This window comes from Acinetobacter sp. AL9, from assembly GCF_041464035.1.
Lineage (GTDB): Bacteria > Pseudomonadota > Gammaproteobacteria > Pseudomonadales > Moraxellaceae > Acinetobacter > Acinetobacter towneri.
In genome coordinates this window covers 1-15894 of sequence record NZ_JAYFSK010000057.1, presented here as the reverse complement: position 1 = coordinate 15894, position 15894 = coordinate 1, and the positions used below count along the sequence as shown (strand labels likewise).

The window sequence follows — 15894 nt, the reverse complement described above, 5'->3', positions numbered from 1 at the left end:
GAAAATGTATATCGTTGGCAGAAGAAATTATTTAGACCAGTTATCAAAAACTTCATTGATGACTTTATTCTCGATAAAAATCATCTGCTACCACAGAGAATCTATAAATAATAGTGCGTAAGTCCTATATTATTCGAAAAATTATGCTTCGAATCGTTATTCTTTATTGCTATGTGTAATTTTTATTACACTATTTTAAGATAGCGAGATGTCACTCAGAAGGCAAAACATTTATCACAAAATCAGGCATTATTTTTTGTGCATTTTGTAGCGATGATTGATTTTATCTTCAAATTTGGATTTAAGTTTAAAGATAGATTCTCTATGTTCGAGGTCGTATTAAGATTTAGTGCTGCTGATTTTCAGCTTTCAGTCTCCACTGACCTTGGGAATCGCGATAACCCAAAATTTTCATGACCAGAACCAGACTCAGTAACAGCAATAAATACCAAGAACCGAGTTTGCCCCAGCCGACCATGTGCCACGCATCGACCTGACTTGGATACAACCAAATTTGATAAAAGGTACTAATGTTTTCTGCCACCCAAATAATAAATGCCAACAGCAGTAATATAGGTAACATCGGCAGTTGTAATAGATGCTGCTGTAATTGAAACCGAATTTTGGTTTTCCAGAAAATTACGACACTCCAAGCAAACAAGCAATAACGAATATCGGGGATAAAAAACTTGCTCATGAAGTTGATATAAGACAACACTGCCAAAGCCAACATATTGCTAAAAGTCGGCAAATTCAGCAAAGATACCCGATACAAACGCAAAGAACGTGCAAAAAAACTGCCCACCGCAGAATACATAAAGCCTGCAAATAGCGGCACGGTCATAATTTTAAAGACGGCAGGTTGAGGATATTGCCACGATGCAATTTGTGGATGAGTTAAAAAAATTTCCATGATCATCGCCAAAATATGAAACAAAGCGATGACTTTGGCTTCTGCCCAAGATTCTAGTTTTAAATATAAAAGACAAACTTGAATAATTAAGGCATAAAACAATAAATAGTCGTAACGGAAAAATCCGAAATATTCCTGACTGCCCATTGAGGCGGTCAGTGCAAATGCAATCAGCAATAAAATTCCAAATAAGGCAGCCGAAGCTGCCTTAGTCGAAAACTCAAGTCCTGACTTTAGCCATGTTATCCACATGATGTGATGACCTGACTGAAGCTGAGATTACACCGATACATCGACAGAGAATCCATCTATATCATTACGTGATTATAGATATTTGGCACTGTATTCATGAACCGTGTCGATAAATACTTTAGGACGTTCAGGATCTACCCATTGGGTAATGCCATGACCTAAGTTGGCCACATAACCTGTTTTTTCACCATTGGCATAGGCATCATCTAGCATCGCACGTGTCGCTTTAGCAATTGCTTCAGGTGAACCATATAAAGTCGCTGGATCTAAGTTACCTTGCAATGCGGCACGACCACTCACCGTTTGACGTGCGACATTTAACGGTGTTGTCCAGTCCAGACCAAAAGCATCTGCACCTGTTGCAATCATTGGCTTCAGCCATTGACCGCCACCTTTGGTAAATAAAATAACAGGGATTTTACGTCCATCTTTTTCACGTTGCAGACCTGACACAATTTTCTGCATATAGTGGAGTGAAAATTCAAGATATTCACGATGGGCCAATGCACCGCCCCAACTATCAAAAATTTGTACTGCCTGTGCGCCTGCATCAATTTGTGCATTTAAGTATTCGGTCACTGCATCGGCCAAACGGTCTAATAGTGCATGTAAAACTTCAGGCTGTGCGTACATCATGTTTTTGGTGAAACGGAAATCTTTGCTTGAACCACCTTCAACCATATACGTTGCCAAAGTCCATGGACTACCTGAAAAACCAATTAAAGGCACTTGTCCGCCCAAAGCAGAACGAATGGTCGATACTGCATTCATGACATAGTCTAAGTCTGACTTGGCATTAAATTTAGGTAAATTGGCAACGTCTTGCTCGGTACGCACCGTTTTATGAAACTTTGGCCCTTCGCCTACTTCAAAATACAGACCTAAGCCTAATGCATCGGGTACAGTTAAAATATCTGAAAATAAAATCGCAGCATCTAATTCATAACGACGCAAAGGCTGTAAAGTCACTTCACAGGCAAATTCAGTATTTTTGCATAGAGAAAGAAAATCTCCTGCCTGCGCACGTGTAGCACGATATTCTGGTAAATAACGTCCTGCCTGACGCATCATCCATACGGGCGTGCAATCTACTGGCTCACGTAATAAGGCACGAAGAAAACGATCATTTTTTAAGGTCGTCATTTACTTTCCCAACTCATTTTCAATCTTGCAGCCATCATATCAAAAAGGTTGAAGTTTTAATAACTTCATTTCTTGCTCGTCTTTTCAGCCTATTCTAAGTGTTCAAATTCAGCTTACGTTTATGTGAAATACATCACACAAACAAAAGTCTCTGTAAAATTGGGGTTATCTTGCATATTTACACAAAACAACTACTGCATCTCCTTAGTTTTTCTGCAATACTTGGCTAGTTTTTATCTATGTAAATGAATAATTCTCAAGGTTGAATTACATGTTGGTTCGCACAATACTCGCAATGAGTTTAAGTTGCATTTTTGCAGGGACTACTTTTGCTGCATCTACTGCTGAACAACCGTTAAATCCACAAGTGATTAGCAATACCGCTATTGAAGATCCGATTGATCCTTTAGCGACAGAAGCATCGGCTGCACAAAATAATCTAAATGCAACAGACACTGCTATTACGCAACAAGAACAAAATGATTTAAATAAGGCTTCAAAAACCTTAGATGATCTACACAAAACTGAAGATACCACTGCCGATGTAGGCACTGCACCAACAAAAAGCTCTGCAAGCCAAACTGCTACATCCAACACAGCAGCACCAAAAGCTTCATGGACTTTAGATGGTTTAAATAATGCCACTTGGTATGAAAATATTGGTAAAGGTCAGTTCCCTGTGTATGCACGTGCACACGTGATGCTGAACAATTCACATGCTTCTCCAGGTGCAATTGATGGCACTAGTGGTAAGAACACCCTAAAAGCAATTGCATCATTCCAGCAAATGAATGGCATTAGCCCAACGGGTATTTTAACCAAAGAAACTTGGGATGCGTTGGTTGCACGTCAAGGTTCACGTCCTGCATTTGTAGAATACACGGTTACTGAAGCGGACTTAAAAGGTCCTTATGCGAAATCTATTCCGCATGACTATGCAGAACAAGCCAAAATGAAAGGCTTGTACTACACCCGCGTAAGTGAAATGTTAGGTGAAAAATTCCACATGGATGAAAATTTCTTAAAGAAATTAAATCCGAATGCAACATTTAATAAAGTGGGTGAAAAGTTATTGGTGACCAACGTTCGCAATGACTTACCTGAAGACATTCACCTGATTGTGGCGCACAAAGGTGCAAAACAACTGTATTTGTTCAACAAACAAAACCAAATGGTCGGCTCATTCCCAGCAACCATTGGCAGTGCAGATACTCCATCGCCAACAGGTACTTATAAAGTGACAGGTGTTGCACCAAACCCATGGTACAGCTATTCACCAAGTAACTTTATTCAGGGCAAAAACTTAAAACCGCTGTCTTTACCACCAGGCCCTAACGGCCCTGTGGGGAATATCTGGATTGGTTTAAGTAAAAAATCATTCGGTATTCACGGCACACCAAACCCATCGACCATTTCAAAAACGGCGTCGCATGGTTGTATCCGTTTAACCAACTGGGATGCAAACGATTTAGGTCGTAAAGTACGTTCTGGCGTGACTGTAAAATTCCTTGAATAATCAGTGATCGCTTTAAACCGCAAAAGACCCACGTTTTTACGTGGGTTTTTTAATGCCGCGATAAAACTCTAAAATGTCTAGGTTCTGCAAAAAATCTACACATGTTGCAATTTTAGAACGGCATGTTGCAGTTCGCCTCTAGGTCGGCTGCGGTGAAAAGATTAAGATTAGTTCAAGTTAAAAAAATGATAGGAACATTATCATGAATGCTTATTTACACCGTAGTGAAGATCGTGGTCATGTGAAAATGGGGTGGTTAGACACCAAACATAGTTTCTCTTTTGGTAATTGGTATAACCCGAAATATATGGGTGTTAGTGCCTTACGTGTCATTAACGATGACCGTATTGCCGCACATAATGGTTTTGGTACTCACCCACACGACAACATGGAAATTTTGACTTGTGTATTAAGTGGTACGATTTCCCACCGCGACAGCATGGGCAATGAACGCCATATTACTGCAGGTGAATGGCAGTTAATGAGCGCAGGTACAGGCGTTCAGCACAGCGAAATTAACAATGGTGATGAAGAAGTACACATGCTGCAAATTTGGATTCAGCCGAATGTACGCGATGCAGAGCCGACGTATCAGCAAATTCAACGTGACCCAAATACAGCACCCAACCAGTGGCATTTAATTGTCGGCCCGAATGACAATGCCCCAATGCACATTCGTCAACAGGCAGAAGTAAAAGCAGCTGTTTTAGAAACTGGACATCGTTTAGAAGTTACAGCAACACAAGCGGTAAACTATGTGCATGTAATTCGTGGTGAAATCACCATTGGCGAGCAAACAGTTAAAGCGGGCGATGCTTTGTTATTTGCTGATAATGCTGTGATTGAAGCAAAAGAAGACAGCCAGTTCATTTGGTTTGATTTACCAAAACAGTAAGTCCTGACTGTCACCTTATTATGATTGAGCATCTTTAATTTTTTGAGTTACCCTCTTGCCCTCTTCTACAGAGGGCTTTTTTATGGCTGAAATTGCATGATTCATTTTTTAAACACAGTTTTTGTCACGTTAATGACTTTACGCTGTTGTCTGCAAATACGCAGCAATTTGCTCTGCCACATTCCGTGCGGTTCGGGAAACACCAATTAAAGTTGCCGAGGCTGCGCCTGTCCAATCGCCATAACCAACCAACCATAAATTTTGCTGTTGTAACGCTCGATTTTCTAACACATCGACTGTGCCTTGTGCATTAACCACATTCAAACTTTGTAAATGCGACAATGCTGCCTTAAAACCTGTGCACCAAATAATGGCAGCAATTTCCTGTTCGCGCCCATCTGCCCAAACTGCACTATGTTCGGTTAAATAGTCAAATGGCGGCAGACCATGTAATACATCACGTTGCCGTGCTTCTTTGACACTTGGAATCATCACAATATCGCCCAAACCACCGATCGGTTGTTCAATACTGCGACCTTCCTGCTGGGCTTTTAAGCGCTCCGTGGCACGTAAAAATAAAACCCGTCCATCTACATCATCGGCTAAAAAACTTGGCGGTTGCTGTGTAACCCAAAAAGTTTCGGCCACTTTAGACACTTCTGCCAAAATTTGTGCGCCTGAGTTACCCCCGCCGACAATCATGACTCTTTTGCCCTGAAAAGCATTGGCATTGCGGTAATGAGCCGAATGAATTTGTGTGCCTAAAAAGCGTTCGCGTCCTGTATAAGCAGGAATAAAAGGCTGACTCCACGTTCCAGTAGCACTCACAGCGGCTTTGGCTCGCCAGCTTTGCTGTGCCGAACACACAATTAAATCATTGCCTTCCTTCAGGACTTTTTCGACCTGCACAGGACGCAGCACAGGAAATTGATAGCGTGTTTCATACGCTGTTAAATAGTCAATCACTTCTAATCGTTTCGGATATTCCTGTTCGGTTTTTGGCATTAACCAGCCGGACAAAGAACTCCATGTATTTGGAGAGAACAGCTGTAAAGAATCCCACGCATGTTGCCACGCACCGCCCGACTGCGTTTGATTATCCAAGATCAGAAAATTGATTTTTTGCCGTTTTAAAAAGTAAGCCGTGGCCAATGCTGCTTGTCCGCCACCAATAATAATTACATCGGCATCCATTATTTGATTCAAAATGGCTCTCCTGCTCGCAATACGCACCCTGTTGCTATGCCTAATCTTAGCGCATAAGTGCAACACGTGAGAGATTAAAAATTCAGTCCACCAAACTCAACTTATGGAAGCACGTAATTAGAAGCAAGCCATCTTGAAAAATGATGCTGCAAAAAAGCCAAGTCTTTCAACTTGACTTTGTTTTGTAAGATAGCTTGATGTGCAACACTGCAGAATCAGGTTCGGGCTTTAAAAAGCCCAAACCAATTTCAAAGTCGAAGAGTGTCCTTCAGGACGATGTTCCACTTCGGTTTCTTTCAAAAACTTTGCTTCCAAAGACCAATTATCACGTTTGTATTGAATCGCGGGACCAAAAGATAGAGCCTGTCCTTTATTGCCAATACTGACACCATTCACTTCATCATCTGTGGTTTGTTTAAATACATAACCTTCGAGTGCCAATTTGACTTGATCATTCAATTGATAACCGATTGCATAATCTCCAGCGAAATAATCCCCCGACTGATAATTTGTGTCGTCATTTTCACTGTTGAAGCTATAAGACATTTTGGTGGAAAACTCCCAACCTTGCGGCTGCAAATAAGAATACGCAAAGATAGGACGAATGGTGTTGTAGTTCTTACCTAAGTTGGCAACTACAGGACGTTGTGGATTGGCATCTTCATAATCGCCTGTTGCGAGCACACCTTCTAAAGCAGCTACACTGTGATGATTGCCTTTATGCCAACCCAACATGCTGCCAATAATCAAATCGCCCAAACCACTGTTAGAGTCTGACATGCCCATCACATTTAAACGCAAATCGACCAAAGGCTGTGCAGCATATAAACCCAACTGACCGCCTGCAATGTGTTGGGGGGTCATCCATACCAAACGTGGAATATAGACATTCACATCGGCATGGAAATTGTCTGGGCCGTCTTTAAACTCACTGGCATGATAGTTCTGATAGTAGTTGAGTAAGTATACCCCAGCTGGTGGTAAAGCCCCTGCTGCAATGCCTTCTGCGCCTAATCCAAATGTATCTAAACCGTTTTCTGTTGCATTGACGTGTGTCGCCATGACACCCAAAAGCATGAGTGCCCAAATTTTGTTATTCATAGAACATCCTATTCAATAGAAATTTTGATGAAGTCTGCCTGCTGCGCCTGAATCATTCATGCGCGAACAGCCGACTTTTAAGGGCAGCATCAACAAAGAACTTGCTGATGCTGTATTGGCGAACGTGTTAAAACTTTGTGTTTTAAGGTGTGGGATTAAGCACTTGCACGACGACGTTCAACTTCAGTCGATGGTGCATTTGCAGTGTCTTTGACTAATTCAAAGTTAAAGGTGATGTGCTTAAATGGTTTGTCTAAACCACGGCGCTGAATTTCTGCAGCATCGGTCACATCTACCGCTGTTGCAACCAGACCTTCACGGGTCGCAAATGCGAAGTCATCCCACAGGTATTGATCACCTTCAATGTTAAATTGCGTAGTGAGTTTGCGGTAACCTGGTGCAGAAATGAAGTAATGCACGTGAGATGGACGGTTGCCATGACGACCTAGTTTGTTTAATAAAGCTTGAGTCGTGCCGTCTGGTGGGCAGCCATAACCGACTGGCATGGTCGTTTGCGCCACATATTTACCATTGGCATCACTGAAAATAGTACGGCGTAAGTTAAAGTCAGACTGAGATTTATCAAAGAATGAATAGTTACCTAACCGTTGGCATGCCAAACTTCGACTTTGGCATTTTCAATGATATTGCCATTGGTGTCAGTGACTGTACCTTCAATAATTAACGTATCTAAATGGTCTGATTCTGAACCATCATCCATACGCGCAAAACCGACTGATTCAGGCGCACCTGCAACATAAAGTGGCCCTTCAATGGTACGTGGTGTACCGCCTGTTACGCCTGCTTTGGCATCGGCTTCATCGGCACGTAAATCTAGATAATGTTCTAAACCCAAACCTGCTGCAAGTAAACCAAGTTCATTGGCTTTGCCTGCATCGGTAATATATTCCAGACCTTTCCACACTTCTGAAGGCTGAATGTCTAAATCTTCAATGGCTTGAAATAAATCTGCCACTAAACGCACCACTATTTGCTGCACACGCTGATCGACAGGGCGTGTAGCGGTGTCTACGTTCATTTCCTTCACTAAAGTATCAATTTGTTGACGGTCCATGTAACTCTCCTTGGCTATTTTGGCTTTGCTGGTTGTCGCATTGCTATTTTGGCTTTTGACACTGCCTTACTGTGTTGATGATGGTGTCAGTGCTGAGCTAAATGCCTCAACACTGACCGACTTCCTTGGAAACTTTTTATCTATTGCAATTCGATAGGCTCAGTACAATATTGCAGCACCTATCCACTTTTAAATATGTGTTAAATATGTTTAAACAATGCTGAACGTGACTGACCACTTGCACCATCGGCAGCACTCAAGAAGCGTTCAGTGTGAATATCACGTTCAAACAAACGGCTTTGCATTAAGGTCGAAATTGCTGCATCAATCATGACTGGTGGGCCGCATAAATAGGCTTTGTGTCCACCGCAACGCTGCTCAAAATAATCGGCAACCGCTTCATGCACATAGCCTGTAAATCCTGTCCAATGGTCTTCTGCTTTAGGTGCATTTAATGCAGGAATGTAGCGGAAGTTTGGATAGTCTTTGACTAACTGCTCAAACAGTTCTCGGTTATATAATTCCGCAACATCACGCGCACCTTGGAATAGGTAAATGGTGCGGGTATCACCCGACTCTAGTAAGTCTAAAATCATAGATTGCGGGCTAGATAAACCTGAACCACCTGCAATAAAAATCGCATCCTGATCATCCGATTTACGTACAAAGAATTGTCCGTATGGCCCTGAAATTTCCAGTGCGTCGCCTGCCGCAAGCTGCTCATGCACATAAGTCGTTGCACTACCGCCCACCACATGACGGATATGCAATTCAATAATACCGAGTTCGCTTGGCGCATTGGCAATAGAAAACGCACGCGTGCCTTCAATACCCGGGAATTGCACGTTAATGTATTGACCTGCCTGAAACTCCATCGGGCGGTCTAACTGCAAGCGTACACCTTTAATGGTTGGAGATAAGTCCTTTACCTCAAGGACTTTGGCCTGATAATCCTGAACCAAATATCCCAAGAAATCAGGGTCTTCATCGACATCGGCTTCAATGGTCATGTCTGATTCTGGCTTACAGCAGCACGCCAACACTTTGTGTTCTTCACGCTCTAAATCCATCAGCGCGAAAGGTGACGCTTCGCCCACATCATAATAACCATCGGTGACTTGGACTTTACAAGTGCCGCAAGTGCCATGCCCACAAGCAAATGGCAACCACACGCCCTGACGTAACGCGGCATCTAAAATGGTTTGATCTTCTTCAACCTCAATGGTTGTGCCAATTGGCTCAATTGTGACTTGATAGCTCATCTGCGACCTCCTGTCTTGTACTTACTGACTGTGCTTTGCTGTCTTTATTTTGTTGTGATCTTACTGTTTTAAACGTGTGCGCCCTTGTACCCATTCAGTCCTGGGGTCACAAAACGCAGTAGTGATTTTTGATCGAAGCCAATTTCTGCCAAGGTCTGTTCAGGGCGTGGCTGAATTACCTGTTTGTTTAAAGTAAATTGCACTTCATCCCATTTAATGTTTTCAAAGTCAGGATGTTGATGGAAACCCGCCTGCATTTGCTGATCCAAAAATTCCTGAAAGGTTTGCTGCGGCGAAACCAACATGGCGTGTGCAGAACAATATAAAGTGTGATGATCCCAACCCACATACACCAAAATGTTGTCGCCATAGTGTTTTTGTAGGTCGCGTGGTTCAAAGTCGTAATCTGGGCGAATAGCGCGTACTGACATGGTCATTCTCCGTATTGGGGTGGTTTGAGCCGCAAATGACTCAAACCGAAATCCTTTTAAATTTGAATCTTGAAATAACTTAAATTTTAGATATTTACTTTAGATAGTGAATGAGCGTTAAGCCGCATCACCTTTCCATTTTTTCCAGCGTTGCTGGTCTAGTGAACCTTCAATATCCAAGTTATCTGCACCGACATTGAAGCGATAATATTCGCGCAGCATGTTTTCCAAATCTAAGCCACCACAGTTGCCTTGTAGAATTTGGTTCACTGGCAACCATGCCTGCACATATTTTTCAGGTTCACGTTCAAAAATATCGTGACAACCATCTGAACAGGTGTGGTAACGCTCGCCTTTATAAACAGACTCACGATACGTAAACATGGTCGGATCGCCATCCATTTCGGTGAAAGTCATTGGCACTTGGCAAATTTGGCACAATTGCGGTAAGCCTGCGCTGTAGAAACGCTTGCCTTCTGCTTCCATCTTGCGTGCTAACTCCCACTTTGGACGGTAGTATTTGTCAAAGGTGTCTGGATATTTTTCAGATAACCAATCCATTTCCTGATCGGTTGGAATCCAAGTATGGAAACCTGCTGCATGACCGAAGTTATAGAAAATCCACCACGCTTGATGCGACACGTGTTCTTTTTCTTTGGTAATTACTTCTGAATATTTCGGCATACGAATACCGTAACGGCTCAAGTCTTTAAATAACGCACCGCCCGCTTCTTCAAAGTAGGTTTCCCACGCTTCTTTCCACGACATCACTTTGTTTGGCAGCATGTAGTCCATCATCATGCCAACTATAGATAACAGACGAGTCCCACGCCAGAACCACTTATCAATCCATTCCTGTACGATTGGCACGTTATCTTCGTGTTGTTCTAACAAGAATTTCACGATTTCTAGACCTAAAGTCATGTGACGTGCTTCATCGGACTGTGCACTAAAACCAAAGGTGACCGTTGCCATATCGCCATTGTGTGCTGCACCTGACATGAACGGTACGAACAACAAGTTGGTCAATACATATTCAAAGGCAAAGCTAATGGCTAACAAGAACTCAAACGGCCCTGCTGAACGCGCATCTTCAAAGAAAGATTTTGGTACAGACAAGTACCAAACGCGGTCATGCATGTGCGACCAATCCTGAAAACCATCAAAGAATTTGTTGTAATGGCTCATGGCATGAATTTGCGTCTGCACGTGACGTAATTCATCAATCGACTGCATTTGTGATGCGATACGTGCACCTACACCACTGAACTGACGCCCTACATGTGCATAACCTTGGAATGCCTGATACTCAAGCGGAGTTACCGCAGTTAAAAACAGTTTGATGGCATTCAAATAACGCTCATTGGTCACGTTCATTTGACCGTTGTTTTGTGCAAAAGCATCAAAAATGGCGTAAAGTTTTTTCTCTTTTTCTGCCTGATACTTCCAGTAAGCATCCATGGTTAAACGGAATGGATCTTCCCATTTAGACCAGTCTGTAATTTTAATGCCTTCAAATTCTTCGTATGGAAAGGCTTCTTTGCGGTCTGCATAAGAAAAGTCCCAATCCAAGTCACGAGTAAGTGCGCGATAACGGTCTTTGGCATTCAGTTTTTTTGCTGGGATTTTAACTTGTGAATTCATGCTCATCATCCTTAAATTTTTTAGCGGCAATCTATGCAGCAATATGTTCTGGCGGCACTGTACTCAAATTGGCTCAGTGCACATCCTTATTCCTAGTTCCAGTGCAAACGGAAACTGTCATCATCTTCTTCGACGTTGCCGCCCAACGTAATCATGTTGAGTTGTAAAGACTGAATATCCCAATCTTGTCCAAGTTTTTCAGATACCGTTTCTGCTTTAACAATCAGACCTGTTTCGCTTTCTACCCGAATCATGGCTGGCAGATATTGAATCGTGGCATCTGGGTTGTCTTCTTCAATCGCTTCAATGATGTAGCGCGACGTGTCATTGTCCTGTAATGCGAGATAAACCTTAGACATGCTGCTTCTCCTTAAGCCTGCAAAATTTGTTCGAGTTCGATGCCAATTTTTTTACTGCGTTCCAGCAGTTTTTGTTCTGCAATGTCGACTGCATCTGCAGACAACGCCTCAGCTGCCCACGCTGCAAATGCCGCTTTCACTTCAGGTAAATATTCGGCTAACCACTGGCTCAACAATTGTTTGTTATGTGCAGATTCTGCAGCTGCGGTTTTAAATACGCTGTCTGACCATTTGCGTAAATCTGCCATGGCTTCCTGCATAAATTCCATCAGCATCGCCAAGTCACGTGCTTGATGCTGTGCCAGCCATTGATCAAATTGGGTGTAAACCAATTCGCTCATAAAGCTGTCAATCACCAAGTTTTGTAATAAAAACAGTTTGAAATAGTCCTGCTCGATCAAACTGGTTTCACACAACTTGCGCAGTCCTTGCCATGCTTCATCCTGCATCCATGCTTGTTTGGCTGGAATTAAAGATTCGCCCGTGTTGCCATCGAGTGCCAAACCAACCCGTGAGATGTACTGCGCCATCCCTAAACGATCCATCGCAGCATAAATACAGGCTTGGGTCAGCACCGTGCCATAACCATAAGCACTGCCCGACATCATGTGTAAATTGGCAGTCTGTTCGATATGACGAAACGGCAAAAACAAGGCAATCACTTTGGCTTTGACATCTTCAGAAATATGCTCTGCCAACTGACGCTTTTCAAAAAAGCTAAAGTTACTTTCGGCAATGTCCTGCAAACGCGCACGATGCTGCACATAAGTTCCGTAATAAAACTGACGCGGGTCTTTAAATGCATACCAATCCTGCATTTCAATTGCAGTATGGGTTTTATCATTTAAGGTTTTTTCAGGTTTCCACAGCGGACGATAGTGAAAGTTGGTTTCCGCCTGAATATCAAAACTGACTTCCTGATAACGGGTGGCTGGCTTGTTGCCAAAACGGCGCTCAATATAGGCATAGTTTTGACGAATTGGCTCAATACCCGCTGTTTTAATTTCTAAAGTCATCGCTTATCTCCTTAAGCATTCAGTGTTGATCTTCATGATCAATGTTGTATCGCTGTGCACCGACTAAAGTGTCGTGTTCAATGCCGTAACGCCATTTGTCTTCTTCAGCATCATTCACGGCTTGCTGTTGTTCGCTCATTTCCACCACTTGATTGGTTGCGCAGAACTCGCGGAATGCTTGCTGCGGTAACACCAACTCCACATATAAAGTGGGATCGTGAATGGCAAAGTCGAACTCGACAAATGCGGCATTAATATCGCCCGTTACCCGAATATATTTGGTTAAGGGCAATGCGCCTGTTGCATCCTTCATATTGTTCTCCTACAAGATCTGATTCATTCAGAACTTGCTTCAGTTGCTTCATGCATCTGTTGCTTACTTTTACTATTACAACAAGCGTGCCAACTTTATAAAAACATTGAAAAACAGAAACTTAAAAAATCTGAGTGTTTTTATAAGAATTTGGATTTCATGATTTGATGAATTTTGATGTTTAAAAAATTTAAGATTTCATGATTTGATGAAATACAGCCCGTACAGATACAAAAATTTACCCTTGGGCTTTATGCAATTCGCTTATGATAAAGATGAAATAAAAACAACAAAAACATAGAGATACAGCCGAATACCTTTAAGGTTTGGCATGATGCTGTTTAGGTATTATTGAATTTTCACGAATTTGCATAAGATGGCTAAACAGCCTCGAATTTAATGGATTAAACACGGCGCATGGTACGAGTAAAATACGACAGCAGCGGCAAATATGCAGGTCATCCTCAGGAAATTCACGACCTGCTTTCCAAACTACATTTTGACACTGAGCGTGGACAAATCTGGTTTGATGAATATCGCATGTTGCTGATGCATACCAGCATCATGGGCTATTTGCGTAAAGACCTTGCCAATATGATTGGAATGGAACGCACCAAACGCTTTTTTATTCGTTTGGGCTATCAGGCAGGTCTGAAAGATGCAGAAGTCACTACTAAAATGCGCCCAGGTTTAAATGAAGAACAGGCTTTTATGGCAGGGCCGCAAATGCACGGTATTCGTGGCATGGTGCAAGTTTCTGCCAATCAATTGATTTTAAATCAAAAGAAAAAACAGTTTTATGCAGACTTAAACTGGCATAACTCTTTTGAAGCCGATGTGCATGTTGAGCAATTTGGACTGAGTCACGAACCTTCCTGCTGGATGCTGCTGGGCTATGCTTGCGGTTACAGCAGTTTTGCCACAGGCATGACCATTATTTATCAGGAAGTGGAATGTAAAGCCTGCGGGCGTGAGCATTGCCGTATTATTGGTAAACAACTCAGTGAATGGGAAAATGCCGATGAGCTGATTCAGTTCATGTCGCCTGAACCGATGGAACAGGAACTCATTGCACTGCAAGCCGAATTGTATGAACTGAAAAAGTCGATTTATGCCACCAGTAAAAATGACTACAGCATGTTCAGCTCAGTCGGACAATCGGCGGCTTATCAACGGGTGTGTGACTTACTCAAAAAAGCGGCAGGTGCAAAAGTGTCGATTTTGCTGCAAGGTGAAACAGGGGTCGGGAAAGAAGCCTTTGCCCGTGGTGTGCATGAACTCAGTCAACGTAAAGAACATGCTTTTGTTGCGGTCAACTGTGCGGCAATTCCGCCTGAACTGATTGAATCTGAACTGTTTGGTGTTGAAAAAGGTGCATTTACAGGTGCACATCAATCACGCTTAGGTAAATTTGAACGCGCCCATGGCGGTACTATTTTTTTAGATGAAGTGATTGAACTTTCGCCACGCGCTCAAGCGGCTTTGCTGCGTGTGCTACAAGAAGGTGAAGTGGAACGCGTTGGAGATTCGCAAACCCGTCATATTGATGTTCGCGTGATTGCTGCAACCAATGAAGATTTAGAACAAGCGGTTAAAGCAGGTCGTTTCCGTGCCGATTTATATTACCGTTTAAACATTTTTCCTGTGCAGATTCCACCGCTGCGTGAACGCCGTGAAGATTTACCATTATTGGTTGCACATTTCTTAAAACGCTTTGAAAAAATGTATGACAAACAAATTCAAGGCGTCAGTGAAAAAGCCACTAACTTTATGCAAAGCTATGCGTGGCCTGGCAATATTCGTGAACTGGAAAACCTGCTCGAACGTGCGGTACTACTGACGGAAGATCAACAACTGATTAAACTGAATGCCCTGTTTCCGCAAATGCACAGCGACCATACTGTAGATGAGCAAGACAGCGTAGATTTAGACACGCTTTTAACTGAAGGTTTTGATTTAGAACAGCATGAGCAACAACTGATTATCACCGCGATGCAAAAAGCCAAACACAATGTATCTGAAGCGGCACGCTTATTGGGAATTTCCCGCGCTGCACTGGATTATCGTTTAAAAAAATACGCCATGCGCTAGAAATTCCGCAATAAAAAAGCCCTGTTTTTCAACAAGGCTTTTGCATTTCAAGCAGCCGAATTACCAGCTCAGTGTCTGAGTGCCTGGACGGAAAATTGCTTCACCCATAGCATCTGGATTGGCATATTTCAGACCTTTCATTAAGTCACCTTCAACAACACCGTACTGCTCCATACACATTTTGCAGATATACACATCACCACCTTTGGCGATAATACTTTTCAGCATGTTCTGATGCTCTGCATATTTATGTTCAAAGCGGTTAGATGCCAACATTACGCCTTGATCGACCAAATAAATCGTCAGTGGATGACCTTTGCCAAATTGGTTATTGCTCATGCCAATTGCCATTTTGGTGCGGTGCGCATCACTGCTGGTAAGCAAGACAAAAAGTGGATCTTTTTTGCTCTCTGCCATTGCTGGAGATAGACTGGCAAAGGTCAGCAAAACCGATAAACATAACAACTGAATCAATTTCATGGCAGAACTCACACTCAATTTAAATCTGGTCAAAATATTAGCATAATAAATATACTATATTTAAATAATATAGGACTTACGCACTATTATTTAAAGATTCTCTGTGGTAGCAGATGATTTTTATCGAGAATAAAGTCATCAATGAAGCTTTTGATAATTGGTCTAAATAATTTCTTCTGCCAACGATATACATTTTC

14 protein-coding genes and 3 pseudogenes are annotated in these 15894 nt (G+C 42.4%); 4 read left to right on the top strand and 13 right to left on the bottom strand.

Annotation, left to right across the window (positions count from 1 at the left end):
* Positions 1-111 (top strand): annotated as a pseudogene (locus tag ACEO2X_RS11365) (IS701 family transposase); the annotation flags it as partial.
* A 235-nt stretch (positions 112-346) separates the two neighbouring features.
* Here the strand turns inward: ACEO2X_RS11365 and ACEO2X_RS11360 are convergent.
* Both ACEO2X_RS11360 and hemE read right to left on the bottom strand, forming a co-directional pair.
* On the bottom strand, positions 347-1165 hold the full coding sequence (locus tag ACEO2X_RS11360; protein ID WP_371972050.1) for a DUF817 family protein: 819 nt from the start codon (positions 1163-1165) through the stop codon (positions 347-349).
* Between the two features lie 72 nt (positions 1166-1237).
* Positions 1238-2308, bottom strand: a complete 1071-nt coding sequence (gene hemE, locus ACEO2X_RS11355; protein ID WP_371972049.1) for a uroporphyrinogen decarboxylase — start codon at positions 2306-2308, stop codon at positions 1238-1240.
* A 271-nt stretch (positions 2309-2579) separates the two neighbouring features.
* Here hemE and ACEO2X_RS11350 point away from each other — a divergent pair, with 271 nt between their 5' ends.
* Both ACEO2X_RS11350 and ACEO2X_RS11345 read left to right on the top strand, forming a co-directional pair.
* Positions 2580-3824 (top strand): L,D-transpeptidase family protein, encoded by a 1245-nt coding sequence (locus ACEO2X_RS11350; RefSeq protein ID WP_004971948.1) that lies wholly within the window; start codon positions 2580-2582, stop codon positions 3822-3824.
* 202 nt (positions 3825-4026) lie between these two features.
* Complete coding sequence (locus ACEO2X_RS11345) at positions 4027-4719, top strand: pirin family protein (protein ID WP_004971950.1); 693 nt, start codon at positions 4027-4029, stop codon at positions 4717-4719.
* 138 nt (positions 4720-4857) lie between these two features.
* Here the strand turns inward: ACEO2X_RS11345 and ACEO2X_RS11340 are convergent, their stop codons facing one another.
* From ACEO2X_RS11340 to ACEO2X_RS11300, 9 genes and pseudogenes are all read right to left on the bottom strand, one after another.
* Positions 4858-5913, bottom strand: a complete 1056-nt coding sequence (locus tag ACEO2X_RS11340) for an ArsO family NAD(P)H-dependent flavin-containing monooxygenase (RefSeq protein ID WP_371972051.1) — start codon at positions 5911-5913, stop codon at positions 4858-4860.
* A gap of 240 nt (positions 5914-6153) precedes the next feature.
* Complete coding sequence (locus ACEO2X_RS11335; RefSeq protein ID WP_004971953.1) at positions 6154-7026, bottom strand: transporter; 873 nt, start codon at positions 7024-7026, stop codon at positions 6154-6156.
* A 155-nt stretch (positions 7027-7181) separates the two neighbouring features.
* Positions 7182-8101, bottom strand: a pseudogene (catA, locus tag ACEO2X_RS11330) (catechol 1,2-dioxygenase).
* Positions 8102-8301: 200 nt separating this feature from the next.
* Positions 8302-9363 carry an NADH:ubiquinone reductase (Na(+)-transporting) subunit F gene (locus tag ACEO2X_RS11325; protein ID WP_004971960.1) on the bottom strand — a complete coding sequence of 354 codons (1062 nt, stop codon included), beginning with the start codon at positions 9361-9363 and terminating at the stop codon, positions 8302-8304.
* Positions 9364-9431: 68 nt separating this feature from the next.
* Positions 9432-9794, bottom strand: a complete 363-nt coding sequence (locus ACEO2X_RS11320) for a phenol hydroxylase subunit P4 (protein ID WP_104853300.1) — start codon at positions 9792-9794, stop codon at positions 9432-9434.
* Between the two features lie 117 nt (positions 9795-9911).
* Positions 9912-11438, bottom strand: a complete 1527-nt coding sequence (locus ACEO2X_RS11315) for an aromatic/alkene/methane monooxygenase hydroxylase/oxygenase subunit alpha (protein ID WP_371972048.1) — start codon at positions 11436-11438, stop codon at positions 9912-9914.
* A gap of 92 nt (positions 11439-11530) precedes the next feature.
* On the bottom strand, positions 11531-11797 hold the full coding sequence (locus ACEO2X_RS11310) for an MmoB/DmpM family protein (RefSeq protein ID WP_004971969.1): 267 nt from the start codon (positions 11795-11797) through the stop codon (positions 11531-11533).
* Between the two features lie 11 nt (positions 11798-11808).
* Complete coding sequence (locus ACEO2X_RS11305) at positions 11809-12813, bottom strand: aromatic/alkene monooxygenase hydroxylase subunit beta (protein ID WP_004971970.1); 1005 nt, start codon at positions 12811-12813, stop codon at positions 11809-11811.
* Positions 12814-12832: 19 nt separating this feature from the next.
* Positions 12833-13126, bottom strand: coding sequence for a phenol hydroxylase subunit (locus ACEO2X_RS11300; protein ID WP_004971972.1), 294 nt, complete (start codon positions 13124-13126; stop codon positions 12833-12835).
* Positions 13127-13543: 417 nt separating this feature from the next.
* On the opposite strand from ACEO2X_RS11300, the gene mobR reads away from it, so the two are divergent.
* Positions 13544-15217 carry a phenol degradation transcriptional regulator MobR gene (gene mobR / locus ACEO2X_RS11295; RefSeq protein ID WP_004971974.1) on the top strand — a complete coding sequence of 558 codons (1674 nt, stop codon included), beginning with the start codon at positions 13544-13546 and terminating at the stop codon, positions 15215-15217.
* A 60-nt stretch (positions 15218-15277) separates the two neighbouring features.
* On the opposite strand, the gene ACEO2X_RS11290 is transcribed toward mobR, so the two are convergent.
* On the bottom strand, positions 15278-15697 hold the full coding sequence (locus ACEO2X_RS11290; RefSeq protein WP_004971976.1) for a DsrE family protein: 420 nt from the start codon (positions 15695-15697) through the stop codon (positions 15278-15280).
* A gap of 86 nt (positions 15698-15783) precedes the next feature.
* A pseudogene (locus ACEO2X_RS11285) lies at positions 15784-15894 on the bottom strand (IS701 family transposase); the annotation flags it as partial.

Excerpts from the sequence above, each read along its gene's own strand:
- ACEO2X_RS11290 (WP_004971976.1), bottom strand. The coding sequence starts at position 15,697 with ATGAAATTGATTCAGTTGTTATGTTTATCGGTTTTGCTGACCTTTGCC.
- ACEO2X_RS11345 (WP_004971950.1), top strand. The coding sequence starts at position 4,027 with ATGAATGCTTATTTACACCGTAGTGAAGATCGTGGTCATGTGAAAATG.
- mobR (WP_004971974.1), top strand. The coding sequence starts at position 13,544 with ATGGTACGAGTAAAATACGACAGCAGCGGCAAATATGCAGGTCATCCT.
- ACEO2X_RS11320 (WP_104853300.1), bottom strand. The coding sequence starts at position 9,794 with ATGTCAGTACGCGCTATTCGCCCAGATTACGACTTTGAACCACGCGAC.
- ACEO2X_RS11350 (WP_004971948.1), top strand. The coding sequence starts at position 2,580 with ATGTTGGTTCGCACAATACTCGCAATGAGTTTAAGTTGCATTTTTGCA.
- ACEO2X_RS11340 (WP_371972051.1), bottom strand. The coding sequence starts at position 5,913 with ATGGATGCCGATGTAATTATTATTGGTGGCGGACAAGCAGCATTGGCC.
- ACEO2X_RS11360 (WP_371972050.1), bottom strand. The coding sequence starts at position 1,165 with ATGTGGATAACATGGCTAAAGTCAGGACTTGAGTTTTCGACTAAGGCA.
- ACEO2X_RS11335 (WP_004971953.1), bottom strand. The coding sequence starts at position 7,026 with ATGAATAACAAAATTTGGGCACTCATGCTTTTGGGTGTCATGGCGACA.
- ACEO2X_RS11305 (WP_004971970.1), bottom strand. The coding sequence starts at position 12,813 with ATGACTTTAGAAATTAAAACAGCGGGTATTGAGCCAATTCGTCAAAAC.
- ACEO2X_RS11300 (WP_004971972.1), bottom strand. The coding sequence starts at position 13,126 with ATGAAGGATGCAACAGGCGCATTGCCCTTAACCAAATATATTCGGGTA.
- ACEO2X_RS11315 (WP_371972048.1), bottom strand. The coding sequence starts at position 11,438 with ATGAATTCACAAGTTAAAATCCCAGCAAAAAAACTGAATGCCAAAGAC.
- ACEO2X_RS11325 (WP_004971960.1), bottom strand. The coding sequence starts at position 9,363 with ATGAGCTATCAAGTCACAATTGAGCCAATTGGCACAACCATTGAGGTT.
- ACEO2X_RS11310 (WP_004971969.1), bottom strand. The coding sequence starts at position 11,797 with ATGTCTAAGGTTTATCTCGCATTACAGGACAATGACACGTCGCGCTAC.
- hemE (WP_371972049.1), bottom strand. The coding sequence starts at position 2,308 with ATGACGACCTTAAAAAATGATCGTTTTCTTCGTGCCTTATTACGTGAG.